The organism is Variovorax sp. Varisp36 (assembly GCF_047304235.1).
In the GTDB taxonomy this organism is placed as follows: domain Bacteria; phylum Pseudomonadota; class Gammaproteobacteria; order Burkholderiales; family Burkholderiaceae_C; genus Variovorax.
In genome coordinates this window covers 62,917-77,232 of sequence record NZ_JBGLYU010000005.1, presented here as the reverse complement: position 1 = coordinate 77,232, position 14,316 = coordinate 62,917, and the positions used below count along the sequence as shown (strand labels likewise).

At 69.0% G+C, this 14,316-nt stretch carries 13 protein-coding genes; 4 read left to right on the top strand and 9 right to left on the bottom strand.

The genetic code is table 11. The annotated features are described in order from the left end of the window. Positions 1 to 12: 12 nt before the first annotated feature. From ACCD11_RS04900 to ACCD11_RS04875, 6 genes are all read right to left on the bottom strand, one after another. Entirely contained in the window at positions 13 to 4,161 is a 4,149-nt protein-coding gene (locus ACCD11_RS04900) for a CheR family methyltransferase (protein WP_413312671.1), read from the bottom strand. A 121-nt stretch (positions 4,162 to 4,282) separates the two neighbouring features. Next, positions 4,283 to 4,690, bottom strand: a complete 408-nt coding sequence (locus ACCD11_RS04895) for an Hsp20/alpha crystallin family protein (RefSeq protein ID WP_413312670.1) — start codon at positions 4,688 to 4,690, stop codon at positions 4,283 to 4,285. A gap of 45 nt (positions 4,691 to 4,735) precedes the next feature. After that, entirely contained in the window at positions 4,736 to 5,173 is a 438-nt protein-coding gene (locus ACCD11_RS04890) for an Hsp20/alpha crystallin family protein (RefSeq protein ID WP_413312669.1), read from the bottom strand. 71 nt (positions 5,174 to 5,244) lie between these two features. After that, on the bottom strand, positions 5,245 to 5,580 hold the full coding sequence (locus tag ACCD11_RS04885) for a hypothetical protein (RefSeq protein ID WP_413312668.1): 336 nt from the start codon (positions 5,578 to 5,580) through the stop codon (positions 5,245 to 5,247). A 144-nt stretch (positions 5,581 to 5,724) separates the two neighbouring features. Then, complete coding sequence (locus ACCD11_RS04880) at positions 5,725 to 6,393, bottom strand: phosphoribosyltransferase (protein ID WP_413312667.1); 669 nt, start codon at positions 6,391 to 6,393, stop codon at positions 5,725 to 5,727. Between the two features lie 14 nt (positions 6,394 to 6,407). Further along, positions 6,408 to 6,710, bottom strand: coding sequence for a hypothetical protein (locus ACCD11_RS04875; RefSeq protein ID WP_007832939.1), 303 nt, complete (start codon positions 6,708 to 6,710; stop codon positions 6,408 to 6,410). Positions 6,711 to 6,937: 227 nt separating this feature from the next. Between ACCD11_RS04875 and ACCD11_RS04870 the strand changes: the two genes are divergently transcribed. Continuing rightward, on the top strand, positions 6,938 to 7,090 hold the full coding sequence (locus tag ACCD11_RS04870) for a hypothetical protein (RefSeq protein WP_007832938.1): 153 nt from the start codon (positions 6,938 to 6,940) through the stop codon (positions 7,088 to 7,090). Positions 7,091 to 7,151: 61 nt separating this feature from the next. Here ACCD11_RS04870 and ACCD11_RS04865 read toward each other — a convergent pair whose 3' ends face one another. After that, positions 7,152 to 7,442 (bottom strand): hypothetical protein, encoded by a 291-nt coding sequence (locus tag ACCD11_RS04865; protein ID WP_413312666.1) that lies wholly within the window; start codon positions 7,440 to 7,442, stop codon positions 7,152 to 7,154. A 258-nt stretch (positions 7,443 to 7,700) separates the two neighbouring features. Here ACCD11_RS04865 and ACCD11_RS04860 point away from each other — a divergent pair, with 258 nt between their 5' ends. Genes ACCD11_RS04860 through ACCD11_RS04850 form a run of 3 tightly spaced genes read left to right on the top strand, consistent with a single transcriptional unit; the run spans position 7,701 to position 11,506 of the window. Then, complete coding sequence (locus ACCD11_RS04860) at positions 7,701 to 8,276, top strand: 2Fe-2S iron-sulfur cluster-binding protein (RefSeq protein ID WP_413312665.1); 576 nt, start codon at positions 7,701 to 7,703, stop codon at positions 8,274 to 8,276. Next, a complete protein-coding gene (locus tag ACCD11_RS04855) occupies positions 8,273 to 9,256 on the top strand; it encodes an FAD binding domain-containing protein (protein WP_413312664.1) in 984 nt (327 codons plus the stop codon). Before ACCD11_RS04860 ends, ACCD11_RS04855 begins: the two co-directional genes overlap by 4 nt. A 12-nt stretch (positions 9,257 to 9,268) precedes the next feature. Next, a complete protein-coding gene (locus ACCD11_RS04850; protein WP_413312663.1) occupies positions 9,269 to 11,506 on the top strand; it encodes a molybdopterin cofactor-binding domain-containing protein in 2,238 nt (745 codons plus the stop codon). Positions 11,507 to 11,531: 25 nt separating this feature from the next. On the opposite strand, the gene ACCD11_RS04845 is transcribed toward ACCD11_RS04850, so the two are convergent. Together ACCD11_RS04845 and ACCD11_RS04840 are read right to left on the bottom strand one after the other, a co-directional pair. Then, complete coding sequence (locus ACCD11_RS04845) at positions 11,532 to 13,445, bottom strand: PAS domain S-box protein (protein ID WP_413312662.1); 1,914 nt, start codon at positions 13,443 to 13,445, stop codon at positions 11,532 to 11,534. Positions 13,446 to 13,528: 83 nt separating this feature from the next. Continuing rightward, entirely contained in the window at positions 13,529 to 14,308 is a 780-nt protein-coding gene (locus ACCD11_RS04840) for a metallophosphoesterase family protein (protein ID WP_413312661.1), read from the bottom strand. Positions 14,309 to 14,316: the final 8 nt, after the last annotated feature.

Genomic DNA, 14,316 nt, shown 5'->3' with positions numbered 1-14,316 from the left:
CGCGACGGGTGTCTAGAGCCCGCCGACGATGGTCTTCAGCTCGTCGATCGACGCCGGTTTCGGCAGGTGCGCATTGAAGCCCGCCTCGAGCGCGCGGCGCACATCCGCGCGCCGGCCCAGGCCCGACATCGCGATCGAGCGCAGCTCGCGCGTCGCGGGCCGGCGGCGCACCTCCGCGATGAGCTCGAAGCCATCCATCTGCGGCATTCCGAGGTCGGACACGAGCAGGTCGTAGGTGTTCTTCTCGAGCAGATCCAGCGCTTCCCTGGCGCTCTCCGCGACGTCGACGGTCGCGCCTTCCAGCCGCAGCACCTCCGCGAACGGAATCAGCGCGTCGGCGTAGTCATCCACCGCCAGCACGCGCCAACCTTTGAAATCGACCTCGGCCTGCGCCTGTGCCTGCGTTGCCGCCTGCTCGGCGCCCTTGCCTTCGAGCGGAAGCCACACGCTGAACTCGCACCCTTTCCCGATGCCGGCCGAGAACGCCTTGACCCGCCCCTGGTGGGCATGCGCGAGTTCCTGCACCAGGGCCAGGCCGATGCCCATCCCGGCGTTGGACGGCGCTGCCTCGTCGACGGCCTGGTTGAACATGCCGAACACATGCGGCAGGAACTCGCTGGAGATGCCGCAGCCGCTGTCCGTCACGGTGAGCCTGGCGAATCCGCCCTCGGCCTCCACGCGGGCGCAGATGCGCCCGCCCGCGGGCGTGAACTTGACGGCGTTGCTCAGCAGGTTCCAGGCGATCTGCTCCACGCGCACCCGGTCGCCATGGCACTCGGTGCCCGGTTCGCAGTGCGTCTCCAGCACCAGCTTCTTCTCGGGCGCGGCTGCAACGGCGGCATTCGCGGCAGCCTGCACGATCTCGCCCAGGTCGACGCGCACCCGGTTCAGCCGCAACTTGCCGGTGCGGATGCGCGAGAGGTCCAGCAGGTCGTTGATGATGCGGGTCTGGCTGCCGACGGCGCGCTTGATGGTCTCGCTCACCCGCCGGACCTTGGCGTTTTCCATGGCCACCGGCAGGTGCAGCAGCAGTTCCGCGTTCATCTGGATCAGGTTGAGCGGCTGCTTCAGCTCGTGCGACATCACCGCGAGGAACCTGTCCTTCAGCTCGTTGGCCATCTGGGCGTTCAGGCTCGCCTTTTTTTCCTTGACCAGCAGATGGTCCAGCGTGAGCTCGTGCCGCTTGGTGCCGGTCATGTCCCGCGCGATCTTGGCGAAGCCGCCTCCCGCCCTGTCGTCCAGCAGCGTCATCACGCCGCTGCAGAAGAAGCGCGTGCCGTCCTTTCGCTGGTGCCAGCGCTCGTCTTCGGCGCGGCCGGACTGCGCCGCGCAGCGCATTTCCGCTTCGGGTACGCCGTGCGCGCGGTCCTCGGGCGTGAAGATGGTCGCGATCGGGCTGCCGATCATCTCTGCCTCGCCGTAGCCGAAGATGCGCTCGGCACCGAGATTCCAGCTGGTGACGATGCCCTGCGGGTCGGCCGTGATGATGGCGAAGTCGCTCGTCGTCGCGGCCGCCCGCCGCAGCCGCTCCTCGCCCGCACGCACGCGCTCTTCCGCGGCCCGCAATTCGGTGATGTCGAAGAAGTTGAGGATGGCCCCCTCGATCCGGTCCTCGGCCGTCCGGTACGGAAGGATGCGCGCGAGGAAATGCCGTCCGTCGGCGCTCTTCACGTGGCGCTCGCTCGCGCGCAATTCCCTGAAGGCCGACGCCGTGTCCTCGGCCAGCTCGGGGTAGTCGAGCCGGGTCGTGATGTCGAACAGCGAGCGCCCCAGGTCCGAGGGAATCAGGTTGAAGAGGTTGCTCGCATGCGGCGTGTAGCGCTTGATGTGCATGCTCCGGTCGACGAACACGGTGGCGATCTCGGCCGAGGCGATCAGGTTCTGCAGGTCGTCGTTGATGTGCTCCCATTCCTCGACCTTGATCTTGAGCTCGAAGTTGACGGTCACCAGCTCCTCGTTCATCGACTGGAGCTCTTCCTTGCTCGTCTCCAGTTCCTCGCTGGCCGAGCGCAGTTCCTCGTTGATGGCCTGCAGCTCCTCGTTCGAGGCCTTCAGTTCCTCGGTCGATGTCTCGGAGCTCTCGATGGTGTCCTGCAGGTGGAGCTTGAGCTGCCTGATTTCCTCCTCGAGCTGGGCGACCAGCTGTTCGCGCGCGGCGTCGGGCGGTGCGCCATCGTCCGGCCGCGTGCTCTCCTCGACCTCGTCGAAGACCACCAGGATCAGCTGCCTGCTCCCCGGCTCCTGCTGCACCGGTCGCACGGTGATGTTCAGGAACACCTGCCGGCCGTCTTCCTGGCGCAGCACGAGCCGCGCCTCGACGCTGTGCGACGACTGCGCCGATTTGAACAGCGCGGTGCGCAGCTCGAGCCGGATGTCCGGGCGCACGTTGTTCAGCAGGTTGTCCGAAGGCTCGCCGCTCGCGCGCTCGAGGAAGCGCCCGGCGCCGTTGGACAGGTGAAGCACGTTGTGGTCGCTGTCGATCAGCACGCTGGGCGGCGAGAACTGCTCCAGCGCGCCCTGGTGCAGCTCGGCGAGGCTGGGCCGTTCGCCGCCATTGCGCCTGGCTGCACGCAGTGCCTGCATGACGGGGCCGGTCGGCAGCGCGGTCGGCGCCTCGCTGATCACCGGCACGTGCCGTGCGGGCGGAAACTCGGGGTTGACCTGGAAGATGCGGTGGCGCTTGTCGACGGCGGCGAACAGGTTCGCGGCCGCGTCGGTCGACTCGGAGGTGCCGAGGAACAGGAAGCCGCCCGGCTTGAGCGCGATGCGGAACATCCCGAGCACGCGGGCCTGGGCGTCGCGATCGAGATAGATCAGCAGGTTGCGGCAGCAGATCATGTCGAGCCTGGAGAACGGCGGATCGCTCAGCAGGTTGTGCTGCGCGAAGAGCACCGGCTCGCGCACCGCGGCCGACACGCGGAACTGGTCGCGGTCCTTCAGGAAGTACCGCCGCAGCCGGCCCGGCGCGATGTCTTCCGCGATGCCCTGCGCATACACGCCCTTGCGGGCCGTGGCGATGGCGCGCTCGTCGACGTCGGTTGCGAAGACCTGGATGTCCAGCGGCTTCGACAAACGATCGGCGTGCTCGCGCAGCAGCATGCTGACGGAGTACGCCTCCTCCCCGGTCGCGCATCCTGCCACCCAGACCCGCAGCTGCTCGCCCGGTTGCTTGCGCTCCACCAGCGGCCCGATGACCTCCCCGGACAATGCCTCGAAGGCATCGCGGTCCCGGAAAAAGTTGGTCACGCTGATCAGCATGTCCTGCAGCAGCGGCGCGGCCTCTTCCGGGTGCTCCCGGAGGAAGTCGCGGTAGGCCGGCAGGTCGGCCAGCCGGTTCACCTGCAGCCGGCGCTCGATGCGGCGCAGCACCGTGGCGCGCTTGTAGTGGAGGAAGTCGTGCCGCGTGTAGGTCTTCAGCAGCGCCATGACCTCCTGCAGCGCCTTCTCGGCGAGCAGCGACGAGGCGAGGCCCTCCGGCTCCTCCACGAAAGCGCCCACCTCGGACGCGTGGGGAAGCTGGATGTGGCGCGCGTTGCGCCATACATCGACCAGCCGCTCGCCCATCTGGTCGGCCGGAAGCACGAAGTCGACCATGCCGGTGGCGATGGCGGCCAGCGGCATTCCACCGTAGGTCGCGTCCTCCGGAGACTGGGCCATGGTCAGGCCCGCATGCTCCTTGATTCGGGTGAGCCCGACCGCGCCGTCGCTGCCGGTGCCCGACAGGACGATGCTGACCGCGCGCTCGCGGTGCACCTGCGCCAGCGTGCGGAAGAAGACGTCCGCCGCGGTTGCGCGTCCATAGGGCCGCTCGCCCTGCGTGACCTGCAGGTTGCCGCCGTTCATCGTCAGTTCGACGCCGGGCGGAATCACGTAGATGTGATCGACCTCGATCGGCATCGTGCCGGTCGCCTGGGCCACGGGCAAGGCCGTCGTGCGCTGCAGGATCTCGGGGGCGCTGCTTTCATGGTCCGGCGACAGGTGCAGGATCACCACGAAGGCCATGCCCGGCCGCTCGGGCATGTGCTCGAAGAAGCGCATCAGCGCTTCCATTCCGCCGGCCGATCCGGCAAGGCCGACGACGGGGAAACTCAGTGAACTTGGCGCCAGCGTCGCGGGTGCGGAGGACGGCGCAGGGGCACCGGAGGTCTGGGAATCGGGCATTCGGGCTCGCAGGGAAAGTGCGGCATTCGGGAGGAGCGATTTTGCGCCCAAGTCCGGCAACCCCGGTACGGGCATTTCCTGCGCGGCGCCCGCCGCGGGAGCGGGGGCGCCGTGCAAGCCCTCAGGCGGCCTGGATCTCGATGCGCCGCGCCTTCGCGTGCGCAGCCTTGGGAATCCGCAGCCGCAGCACGCCCTGCGCCAGTTCGGCGGTGACGTTCTGGGTGTCAAGCTCCTTGCTCAGCGTGAACACCCGCCTGAACCTCGCGAGGCCCACCTCCGTGTGGCTGGAGTTGAGGCCCTCGGGCGTTGTCAGGCTGGACTCGGCTTCGATGGTCAGCGTCGCAGCTTCCACGTGGAGGTTCAGCCTGTCGCGGCTCACGCCGGGCAGGTCGGCGTAGAGCGTGATGCCGCCGCTGTCCTCGATCACGTCGACGGCCGGCGTCAGCGCGGCCTCGGCATGGCGAGACGAGTCCCTCTGTGCGAGCTTGCCCGGTTCGGCGGCCGACGAGGTCTGGAGATCGCGTTTCATGGTGTGGCTCCTTTCGTTCGGTTCGTTAGGGGTTCCTCCGGCTCGCTACTGGATGGCGATCCGGCGCGGCTGCGCGGACGCGCGCCGCTGGACGGTGATGTGCAGCACGCCATCGCTCATGCTGGCGTTCACGGCGTCGGGGTCGGCGTCTTCCGGCAGCGTCATGACGCGGCGGAATGCGCCTTCGAAGCGCTCGTTGATGTGCACCGCGGCCTTGTCGCCTTCCTCGGGGAGCGCGCTCTTGCGCTCCCCGGAGATGGTCAGCAGGCCGCGCTCGAGGTTGACCTCGAGCGTAGAGGGGTCCACGCCCGGCGCGAAGGCATAGATTTCCAGCGTCTGCGGGGTGCTGCCCACGTTCAGCGCGGGGAAGCCGTTCCAGGCAATGCCGCGGATGGAAGGAGACAGGTCGAAAGCCTGCTGCACGTCGCGCTGCAGGCGGTCCATCTCCGCAAAGATGTCGCGAGGAAACAAGGATCGATACATGGCGAAACCTCCGTAAGAAGTTGAATGCAGAAACAACGAAAAGCCGGCGGCGTGCCCCCGTGCTCCAGGCGCTACTGGAGCCTGCTCGATTCGCGCTGGGCCGGGGGCGGCGCCGCCGGACCGGCGCGCGCGAGCGTCTTGATTCGCGGCATCCGCAAGCGCCAGCGCGGCGGGCGGGTCACCGGATAGTCGAACTTCGCCAGTTCTTCCCGCCCCTTGCTGGTGATGGCGAGCACCTGCGCCGCGGACGGCGTGCCCGCAAGCGCGATGGGGTCGGAGGGCGACGGCACCAGGGCCACTACGAGGCCCGCGGCCCGAAGCAGCCGGACCTTGTCGATGTCCTCCGTCCGGTAGAAGGACACGGGCAAGCGGGAGGTGGCGATTTGCCTCAGCAGGTTCATGGTCATTTGAGTGCCTCCTTTTCGGTTTGACCAGGTTCCAACGGAAGTCAACATAGTTTCGCTCGCCAGGATTTCAAGAGGGGAAATCGACAGCCGATCTTCAGTGTCAGTGCGCCGCGTTTTCGCTGTCTCCTTCCTCATGAAGGTCGCTCATGGACGGCTCCACGAAGCCAGGGTGTCGCGCACCTCGTCGTCGCTGGGCGGATCGAAGACGCCGTACCACGCGCCCACGGCGTGGAAAGGATCGGGCATGTGCATGCAGACCACCTCGTCCGCACGCGAGCCTATGCGCTCGAGGTCGCTGCGGCCGGCGAACTCGCTCGCCTTCGCGGGCTGTGCCAGCGCCTGGCACGCCATGGCTTCGCCGACCGGCACCGCGGCAACGACTTTCGCCGCGCCGAGCGAACGCGCCGCGATGATCGCGGCACGCATCGACAGGCCGGTGGCGAGGCCGTCGTCGACCAGGATGACGGTCTTGCCGGCCAGCTCGCAAGGCGCCCGGCCGCCGCGGTAGGCGCGTTCGCGGCGCGCCAGTTCCCGCTGCTCGCGTTCGAAGACGGGCGCCAGGTCGGCCCAGGGCTCGCCGGTCACGCGCACGCCGCCAGCGGCGATCGCCCCGGCCGCATATTCCTCGTGGCCGGGAAGCCCCAGCTTGCGCACCACCATGATGTCGAGCGGGAGATTCAGTGCGCGCGCGACTTCCGCACCGACAGGCACGCCGCCGCGCGGCAGCGCCAGCACGAGCGCATCCGGCGCGTCGCGGTACTGGCCGAGCAGCGCCGCGAGCTGGCGGCCTGCATCGACGCGGTCCCGGAACATGGTCGGCCTCCCGCCTACGAACGGCCTCGCCGCAAGGCCGGGTCGCTGGGCGAATTGGTCGGCGACAGCTGTTCGGCCGGCGGCCCGAGCAGGCCGCTGTCGCCGCCCTTGGCGTGCGTGGTGCCGCCGCTGCGCACCTTGTAGCGGCCCGAATAGATCTCGTCGTCGTCGAAGTTCAGCGGTGCGGTGTCGGGGGTACCGCCGCTTTGTACCGCGCCGCGCGACGGCGGGTTGTCGTCGTGGGGGCCGATGGCGTCCTGCACCGGGGCGCCGGCCTGGCGGCTTTTCGTGGCTGCGGGCTTGTGCGTCGTTTTCATGGTTCGTTCCTTTGCGCGATGGAGACCGGAAACAGGCCTCTAGAGTTCGGGTTTCGACCTTGCAGCGCAGGTCCGCTGTGGGAGCGGCCAGGCAGCGAATGTAGGAACAGAAACCCTTGTCGCGTGCCACCGCACTCGCGCTCCCTCAGAGCGAAGTGAACCCGTCCGACAGACGGCCGGCGCCGGCGGCGCAGATTGGTCCTGCCAAGTGAAAAAAGGAGTGCGCAATGATCCGGAAACTCGCTTCGGGCGAATACCGCCTGTATTCCCGCAAGATCGACCCCAAGACCGGCAAGCGCCGCAACCTGGGCACCTTCGCTTCGCAGGAGCAGGCCCGGCAGCACGAGCGCGAAGTCCAGTACTTCAAGCGGCACCACTGAAGAGCCAGCGTGTCGCGAAGGAACGGGACCCCGCGCCACGGAGCCGGGGCGGGCCGGCAGCTCACAGCATGAACGAATCCCGGCTGCGCGCGGCGGGGCCTGCCTCGCTCGCGCTGCCTTCATCGTCGGCGGTGGCGATGCGCAGGCGGGCGCGTTCGTGCCTGCGGATGAGGTCGCCGCACCGTTCGCGGTCGGCCGTATCGGCGGGCGGGTCTTCGCCGCAGTCGATGAGGAACTGCGACTCGTCGAAGCTGAGGCCGTGCAGGATCTCCTGATTCCGCGAATTGAGGGCGAGCAGGTTTTCGCTCGATAGCTGGGCGCGCCGCTGCGTCGAAATCCGAAGCATCTTCATGTCGTCTCCTGGTGGTTTCCTTGGGTGTTCATTCGAGCCCGCATGCCAGACCAATCTAGTGCGCGCCCATCGCGCTTCCGTAGGAGGCAGCGCAGTCCGCTGTAAGAAACCGGGTGCACTTTCGTACGACGGCGCGGCGGTGGAGCGGCGCCCTTTTCGTCGGCCCGTGCCTACACGACGACAGCGCGCAGGCGCCGCCGCGCAGCCACGGGTCGTTCCTAGGATTCGTCCCGGTCCTCATCCGATCGGAGGCTCCGCATGAAATTCGAACATCGCACGGACGACGTGGGAGATGGCGTGGGACGCCTGCCGCCCGAGCGCATGCAGCTGCAGCTCCAGCTCAACGGGCAACCCCATTGGCTGGAGGTCGACACCCGCACCACCCTGCTCGACGCGCTGCGCGAGAACCTGTGCATGACGGGCACCAAGAAGGGCTGCGACCACGGCCAGTGCGGTGCCTGCACGGTGCTCGTCGAAGGCCGGCGCATCAACGCATGCCTCACGCTGGCCGTGATGCACGAGGGGCAGTCGGTCATCACCATCGAAGGCATGGCGCAGGGCGAGACTCTGCATCCGCTGCAGCAGGCCTTTCTCGAGCGCGACGGTTTCCAGTGCGGTTACTGCACGCCTGGGCAGATCTGCTCGGCCGCCGGCATGCTGGCCGAGGCCAAGGCGGGCATGCCCAGCCACGTCACGCGCGACCTGGGTGCGAGCGTGACGCTCACCGACGCCGAGATCCGCGAGCGCATGAGCGGCAACCTCTGCCGCTGCAGCGCGTACCCCAACATCGTGGCCGCCATCAAGGACGTGGCGGGAGCGGAGGCGCGCCCATGAAAGCCTTCACCTACGAGCGGGCCGCGACGCCGCAGGCGGCGGCCTCGGCCGCAGCGCGCCCGGGGGCGCGGATGATCGCGGGCGGCACCAACCTGCTCGACCTGATGAAGCTGCAGGTGGAGACGCCGGTGCACCTGGTGGACATCAACCGGCTGGGCCTCGATGCCATCGAGCCCACCGCCGACGGCGGACTGCGCATCGGCGCGATGGTGCGCAATGCCGACCTGGCCGCCGACCCGCGCGTGCGCCGGAACTACGCGGTGCTCAGCCGCGCGCTGCTGGCCGGGGCCTCGGGCCAGTTGCGCAACAAGGCCACCACCGGCGGCAACCTGCTGCAGCGCACGCGCTGCGTGTACTTCTACGACATCGCCCGCCCCTGCAACAAGCGCCAGCCCGGTTCGGGCTGCTCCGCGCTGCAGGGCTACAACCGCATGCACGCGGTGATCGGCGCCAGCGACCAGTGCATCGCCACCCATCCGTCGGACATGGCGGTGGCCATGCGGGTACTCGACGCGACGGTGGAAACGGTGATGCCGAGCGGTGCGCACCGCGTGATTCCCATCGCCGATTTCCATCGCCTGCCCGGCGACACGCCGCAGCTGGAAACCGACCTGCAGCCCGGCGAGATGATCACCGGGGTCACCCTGCCGCCGCCGGTGCCAGGGCGGCAGGTGTACCGCAAGGTGCGCGACCGGGCCTCTTACGCCTTCGCGCTGGTGTCGGTGGCGGCCATCGTCGATGCCGGCGGCGGGCGCATCCGCTCGGCGCGGCTGGCCTTCGGCGGGCTGGCGCACACGCCGTGGCGCGTGGAGGCGGCCGAGGCGCGGCTGGCCGACACGGTGCTCGACGAGGCGGCTGTCGACGCCGCGGCGGACGGCGTGCTTGCCGGCGCGCGCGGCCGCGGCCACAACGACTTCAAGCTGCCGCTGCTGCGCCGCACCCTGCAGGCCACGATCGACGAAGCCGCGCGCGCGGCCTGAAGGAGTGGCATCATGGACATGAACGCACCCTCGGCGCGCAATCCCATCGACGACAACCGCGGCGGCCTGATCGGCAAGCCCGTCAATCGCGTGGACGGCCGCCTCAAGGTGACCGGCCAGGCGCCCTATGCCTACGAGGTGCAGGAGGCGCCGGGCAAGCCGGCCTGCGGCTTCATCGTCGGCGCCACCATCGCCCAGGGCACGGTGGCCGACATCGACGCCTCGGCCGCAGAGAAGGCGCCGGGCGTGCTGCTGGTCATGACCCACCGCAATGCGCCGAAGCAGGCGCCCTGGGGCCCGGTCGACGCCAAGGACCGCTTCGCGCGCTCGACGCCGCAGCTCGCGAGCAACGCCGTGCGCTACTACGGCGAAGCGGTGGCCTACGTGGTAGCCGAGAGCTTCGAGGCCGCACGCGCGGCCGCCGCGCTGATCCGCATCCGCTATGAAGCGGCGCCCGGCGAATACGACATGGCCGCCGCCCAGGGCAAGGCGGAAAAGCCCAGAGACGAAGAGACGCAGAAGGCTGACAGCCGCATCGGCGATTTCGAGGCCGCCTTCGCCGGTGCGCCGGTGCAGGTCGATGCGACCTACACCACGCCGCACCACATCCACGCGCAGATGGAGCCGCACGCTGCCCTTGCGTGGTGGAGCGGCGACCGCGTGACGGTGCACTGCGCCTCGCAGCTGCTGGAGAGCGCGCAGAACGCAGTGGCCGACACGCTGCAGATTCCGCCGTCGAAGGTGCGCATCGTGAGCCGCTACGTCGGCGGCGGCTTCGGCGGCAAGCTGCCCGTGTACGGCGACGTGATACTCAGCGCCATGGCCGCGCGGCAGCTGCGGCGCCCCGTGAAGACGGCGCTGACGCGCCAGCAGATGTTCCACTTCACCACGCACCGCAGCCAGACCGTGCAGCGGCTGCGCCTGGGCGCCGCGCCCGACGGACGGCTCACCGCCATCGGCCACGACTCGCTCTCGCACAGCGCGCGCTTCGACGACTTCTACGAAACCGCCAGCACCCAGACGCGCTCGCTCTACGCCGCGCCCAACCGGCTCACCACGCACCGCGTGGTGAGGCTCGACCTGCCGGTTTCCGACTCCACGCGCGCACCTGGCGAGGCGGTCGGCATGCTCGCGCTCGAACAGGCCATGGACGAACTGGCCGGCAAGCTCGGGCTCGACCCGATCGAGCTGCGCCGCCGCAATGAGCCGGCCATGGACCCGGAGACGAACCTTCCCTTCTCCACCCGCCAGCTGCTGCGCTGCATGGACGAAGGCGCAGAGCGGTTCGGCTGGAACCGGCGCAGCGCCACCCCCGGTGCGGTGCGCGAGGGCCGCTGGCAGATCGGCCTGGGCATGGCCGCGGCCACCCGCGGCAACTACCTGATGGATGCCAGGTGCGCGGTGGCACTCGACCGCCAGGGCGTGCTCACGGCGCGCATGTCGATGACCGACATCGGCACCGGCAGCTACACCGTCTTCACGCAGATCGCGGCGGAGATGCTCGGCCTGCCGATGGAGAAGGTGCGCATCGAACTCGGCGACAGCGACTTCCCCGAGACGCCCGGCTCCGGCGGCTCCTGGGGCGCTGCCAGCGCGGGATCGGCCCTGTTCGACGCCTGCACGGCCCTGCGCGCGCAGCTCGCGCAGCGGCTCGGCGCGAAGCCCGCCGAAGTGGTGTTCGCCGGCGGCCGCGCCACGGCGGGCGCGCGCTCCGAAACGCTGGGCGCGCTCGCCGGCACCATCGGCCTGAGCGCCGAGGGGCGCATCGGGAAGGGAGACATGGCGAAGAAGTTCTCGCAGCAGGCCTACGGCGCGCATTTCGCCGAGGTGGCGGTCGACGCGGACACCGGCGAGATCCGGCTGCGCCGCATGCTTGGCGTGTTCGCGGCTGGCCGCATCCTGAACATGAAGACCGCCACCAGCCAGGCCACGGGCGCCATGATCTGGGGCGTGGGCTCGGCGCTCTTCGAGGAGGCGGTGGTCGACCCGCTCTTCGGCGCCTTCGTGAACCACGACCTGGCCGAATACCACGTGCCCTCGCATGCCGACATCCCGGCCATCGAGGCGGTGTTCCTCGACGAGTTCGACGACAAGACCAATCCGCTGAAGATCAAGGGCGTGGGCGAGCTGGGCATCTGCGGCGCCGGCGCCGCCGTGGCGAATGCGGTCTACAACGCGACGGGGGTGCGCATCCGCGACTATCCGCTCACGCTCGACAAGGTGATCGGCCTTCAGCCGCACCAGGGCTGAAGGGGCGCGCCGCCGGGCTGCCGGTTCAGGTCCTGGCGGCGTAGATCTGGTCGAGCATCGAGCCCAGCCGATCGAAATCCACCGGCTTCGTCAGATGGGCGAAGAAGCCGGCTTCGAAGCTGGTGTCGCGGTCGCTGGGCTGGCCGTAGCCAGTGATGGCGATCAGCGCGGGCGGATTGATCAGGTCGGCGCGCAGGCGCTTGGCAACGTCGTGGCCGTTCATGCCGGGCAGCCCGATGTCCAGCAACACCACGTCGGGCCGTTTCGCCTTGACGGCCTCTATCGCGGCAAAACCGTCGTGCTCCACCGAGCACGAGTAGCCCAGCGATTCCAGCAGCAGTGCCAGGGTTTCCGCCGCATCGCGGTTGTCGTCCACGACCAGCACCAGCTTTTCGCCCTCGCCGCGTTCGGTCGGCCGAGGCATGTCGGGTGTGGGCGCCGCCGGCAGGCGCACCACGAATTCGCTGCCCTCCCCCGCGCGCCCGGTGCTGAACACGCTGACGTAGCCGCCATGAAGCTGCGTCAGCTGCTGCACGAGGCTCAGGCCCAGCCCAAGCCCGCCGCGCGTGCGCGCCAGTTCGTTTTCGCCTTGCACGAAGAGTTCGAAGACCCTCTCGAGATCCTTGCGCGGGATCCCCGGGCCGTTGTCCTTGACGCTGATCTCCGCTTCCGAGGCGTTGGCACCGTGGGTGCCGAGGCGGATCGCGATGCGCCCGCCGTCGGGAGTGAACTTGGACGCGTTGTGAGCCAGGTTGCCGATGACCTGGATCAGCCGCGCCCTGTCGCCCGTGACCCAGGGATCGGCCCCGTCGACCTGCAGTTCCAGGACCTGCGACTTCAGCGCCATGGCAGGGCGCATGGCCTCCACCCCTTCGACGACCACTTCGCGAAGCCGCACCGGCTTGGCTTCCAGGTGGATGCGCCCGCTCGTGATCCGGCCCACGTCCAGCAGGTCGTCGATGAGCCGCGTCATCTGCCTGAGCTGGCGATCGATGATGCCGCGCGTCCTGTTCAGCACCAGCGAGCCCGTCTCCTCGCGCTTGAGAAGCTCCAGCGCGTTGGAGATGGGCGCGAGCGGGTTGCGCAGCTCATGGCCCAGCATTGCAAGGAAGGTGGTCATGCGCCTTCCCTCGTCCTCCAGCGTGATGATCCGGCGGCGCTCGGTGAGGTCGCGGGTGACCTTGGCGAATCCCTTGTGCTGCCCGGCGGCGTCGTAGATGGCCGTGATCACCACGCTGGCCCAGAAGCGGGTTCCGTCCTTGCGCACGCGCCAGCCTTCGTCTTCGAAGCGTCCCTCGCGCAGCGCGTTGGCCAGTTCCTCGGCGGGCCATCCGCGCGCGGCGACATCGGGCGGATAGAACTTCGAGAAGTGCTGGCCGACGATCTCGTGTGCCTTGTAGCCCTTGTTCTTCTCCGCGCCGAGATTCCAGCTGACCACGTGGCCGCCGGGGTCGAGCATGAAGATCGCATAGTCCTTCACGCCCTCGACGAGCAGGCGGAACCGTTCCTCGCTGGCGCGCAGCGCATCTTCGTGCTTTCGCCGGTCGCTGTGATCGCGAATGATCTTGGAATACCCGCGCGTGGCGCCGTTGGCGCCTGGGAGGCGGGTGATGACGATGTTGGCCCAGAAGCGCGTGCCGTCCTTGCGCAGGCGCCAGCCCTCGTCCACGAAGCGCCCCTGCTTGCCGGCCTGCGCCAGCTCCTCGTCGGGCAAGCCGCGCGAGAGCGTCTCCTGCGGATACAGGACGGAGAAATGGCGCCCCAGGATGTCGGCGCCGTCGTAGCCGCTGAGCTGGCGTGCCCCGGCGTTCCAGCTGACGATGTTGCCGTCCGGGTCCAGCAGGATGATGGCGTGATCGGTGAGGCCGTCGACCATCTGGCGATAGTCGGCATCGGTCAGGGAGGCGACGGACAACCCGGGCTGTTCGCTGGCTTTCATCGGTTCAGCAGGCATGTCTGGCCCCGGCTCGTGGAGTCTTGCAAGTGTGGTCCATTGCACTTGAACAGCCCGTGGGAAGATTCCTACTCCGGAGCGGAAGCCGAGGCCTCCTGGGCCGCTTCGCGCGGCAGTTCGTACAGGAAGAATGGCGGCACGCCGGGCCGGCTGCGCTGCAGCAGGGGCTTGGCAACGTTGTAGACCGGCACGCCGTTGATGGTGCGCGCCTCGAGCGTGCCCCGGTGCGCGTGGCCGTGGAACACCGCATCCATCGGGTAGCGCAGCAGCGGCTCCTCCAGCCGGCTGCTGCCCAGGAAGGGAAAGATCTCCACCGGCTCGCCCTGCACCGTGCCGGCGATGGGCGCGTAGTGCAGCAGCGCGATGCGGCGCCGCGTGCGCAGCTTGGCCAGCGCCGACTCCAGCTTCATCGCCTCGTTCAGCGCCTCCTGCACGAACAGCTTGATCGCCGGCTCGCCCCAGGCGCCCAGCGAGCCTCGCCCGAAGCCACCGGCAAAGCCCTTCACGCCGGCGATGCCCACGCCCTCGATCTCGCAGGCCGAGCCATCGAGCACGCGGACGCCGGCATGCATCAGCGCACCGGTCACCGCCTCGGGCGTGCCGGACTCGTAGTCGTGGTTGCCCAGCACGGCGACGATGGGGATGTGGATCGCACCCAGCTCCTCGACCAGCACCCGGGCCTCCTCGGCCGTGCCGTAGTCGGTGAGGTCGCCACACAGCAGCAGCGCATCGGCCTCGTCGGCGGCCTGGGCGAAGAGGCTGCGCAGCGTGCCGGCGGAGTCCTTCTGGACATGGATGTCGCCGACGGCGGCAAACCGGATGTGGGAGGACGATTTGGGATTGGGCATGGCGACGC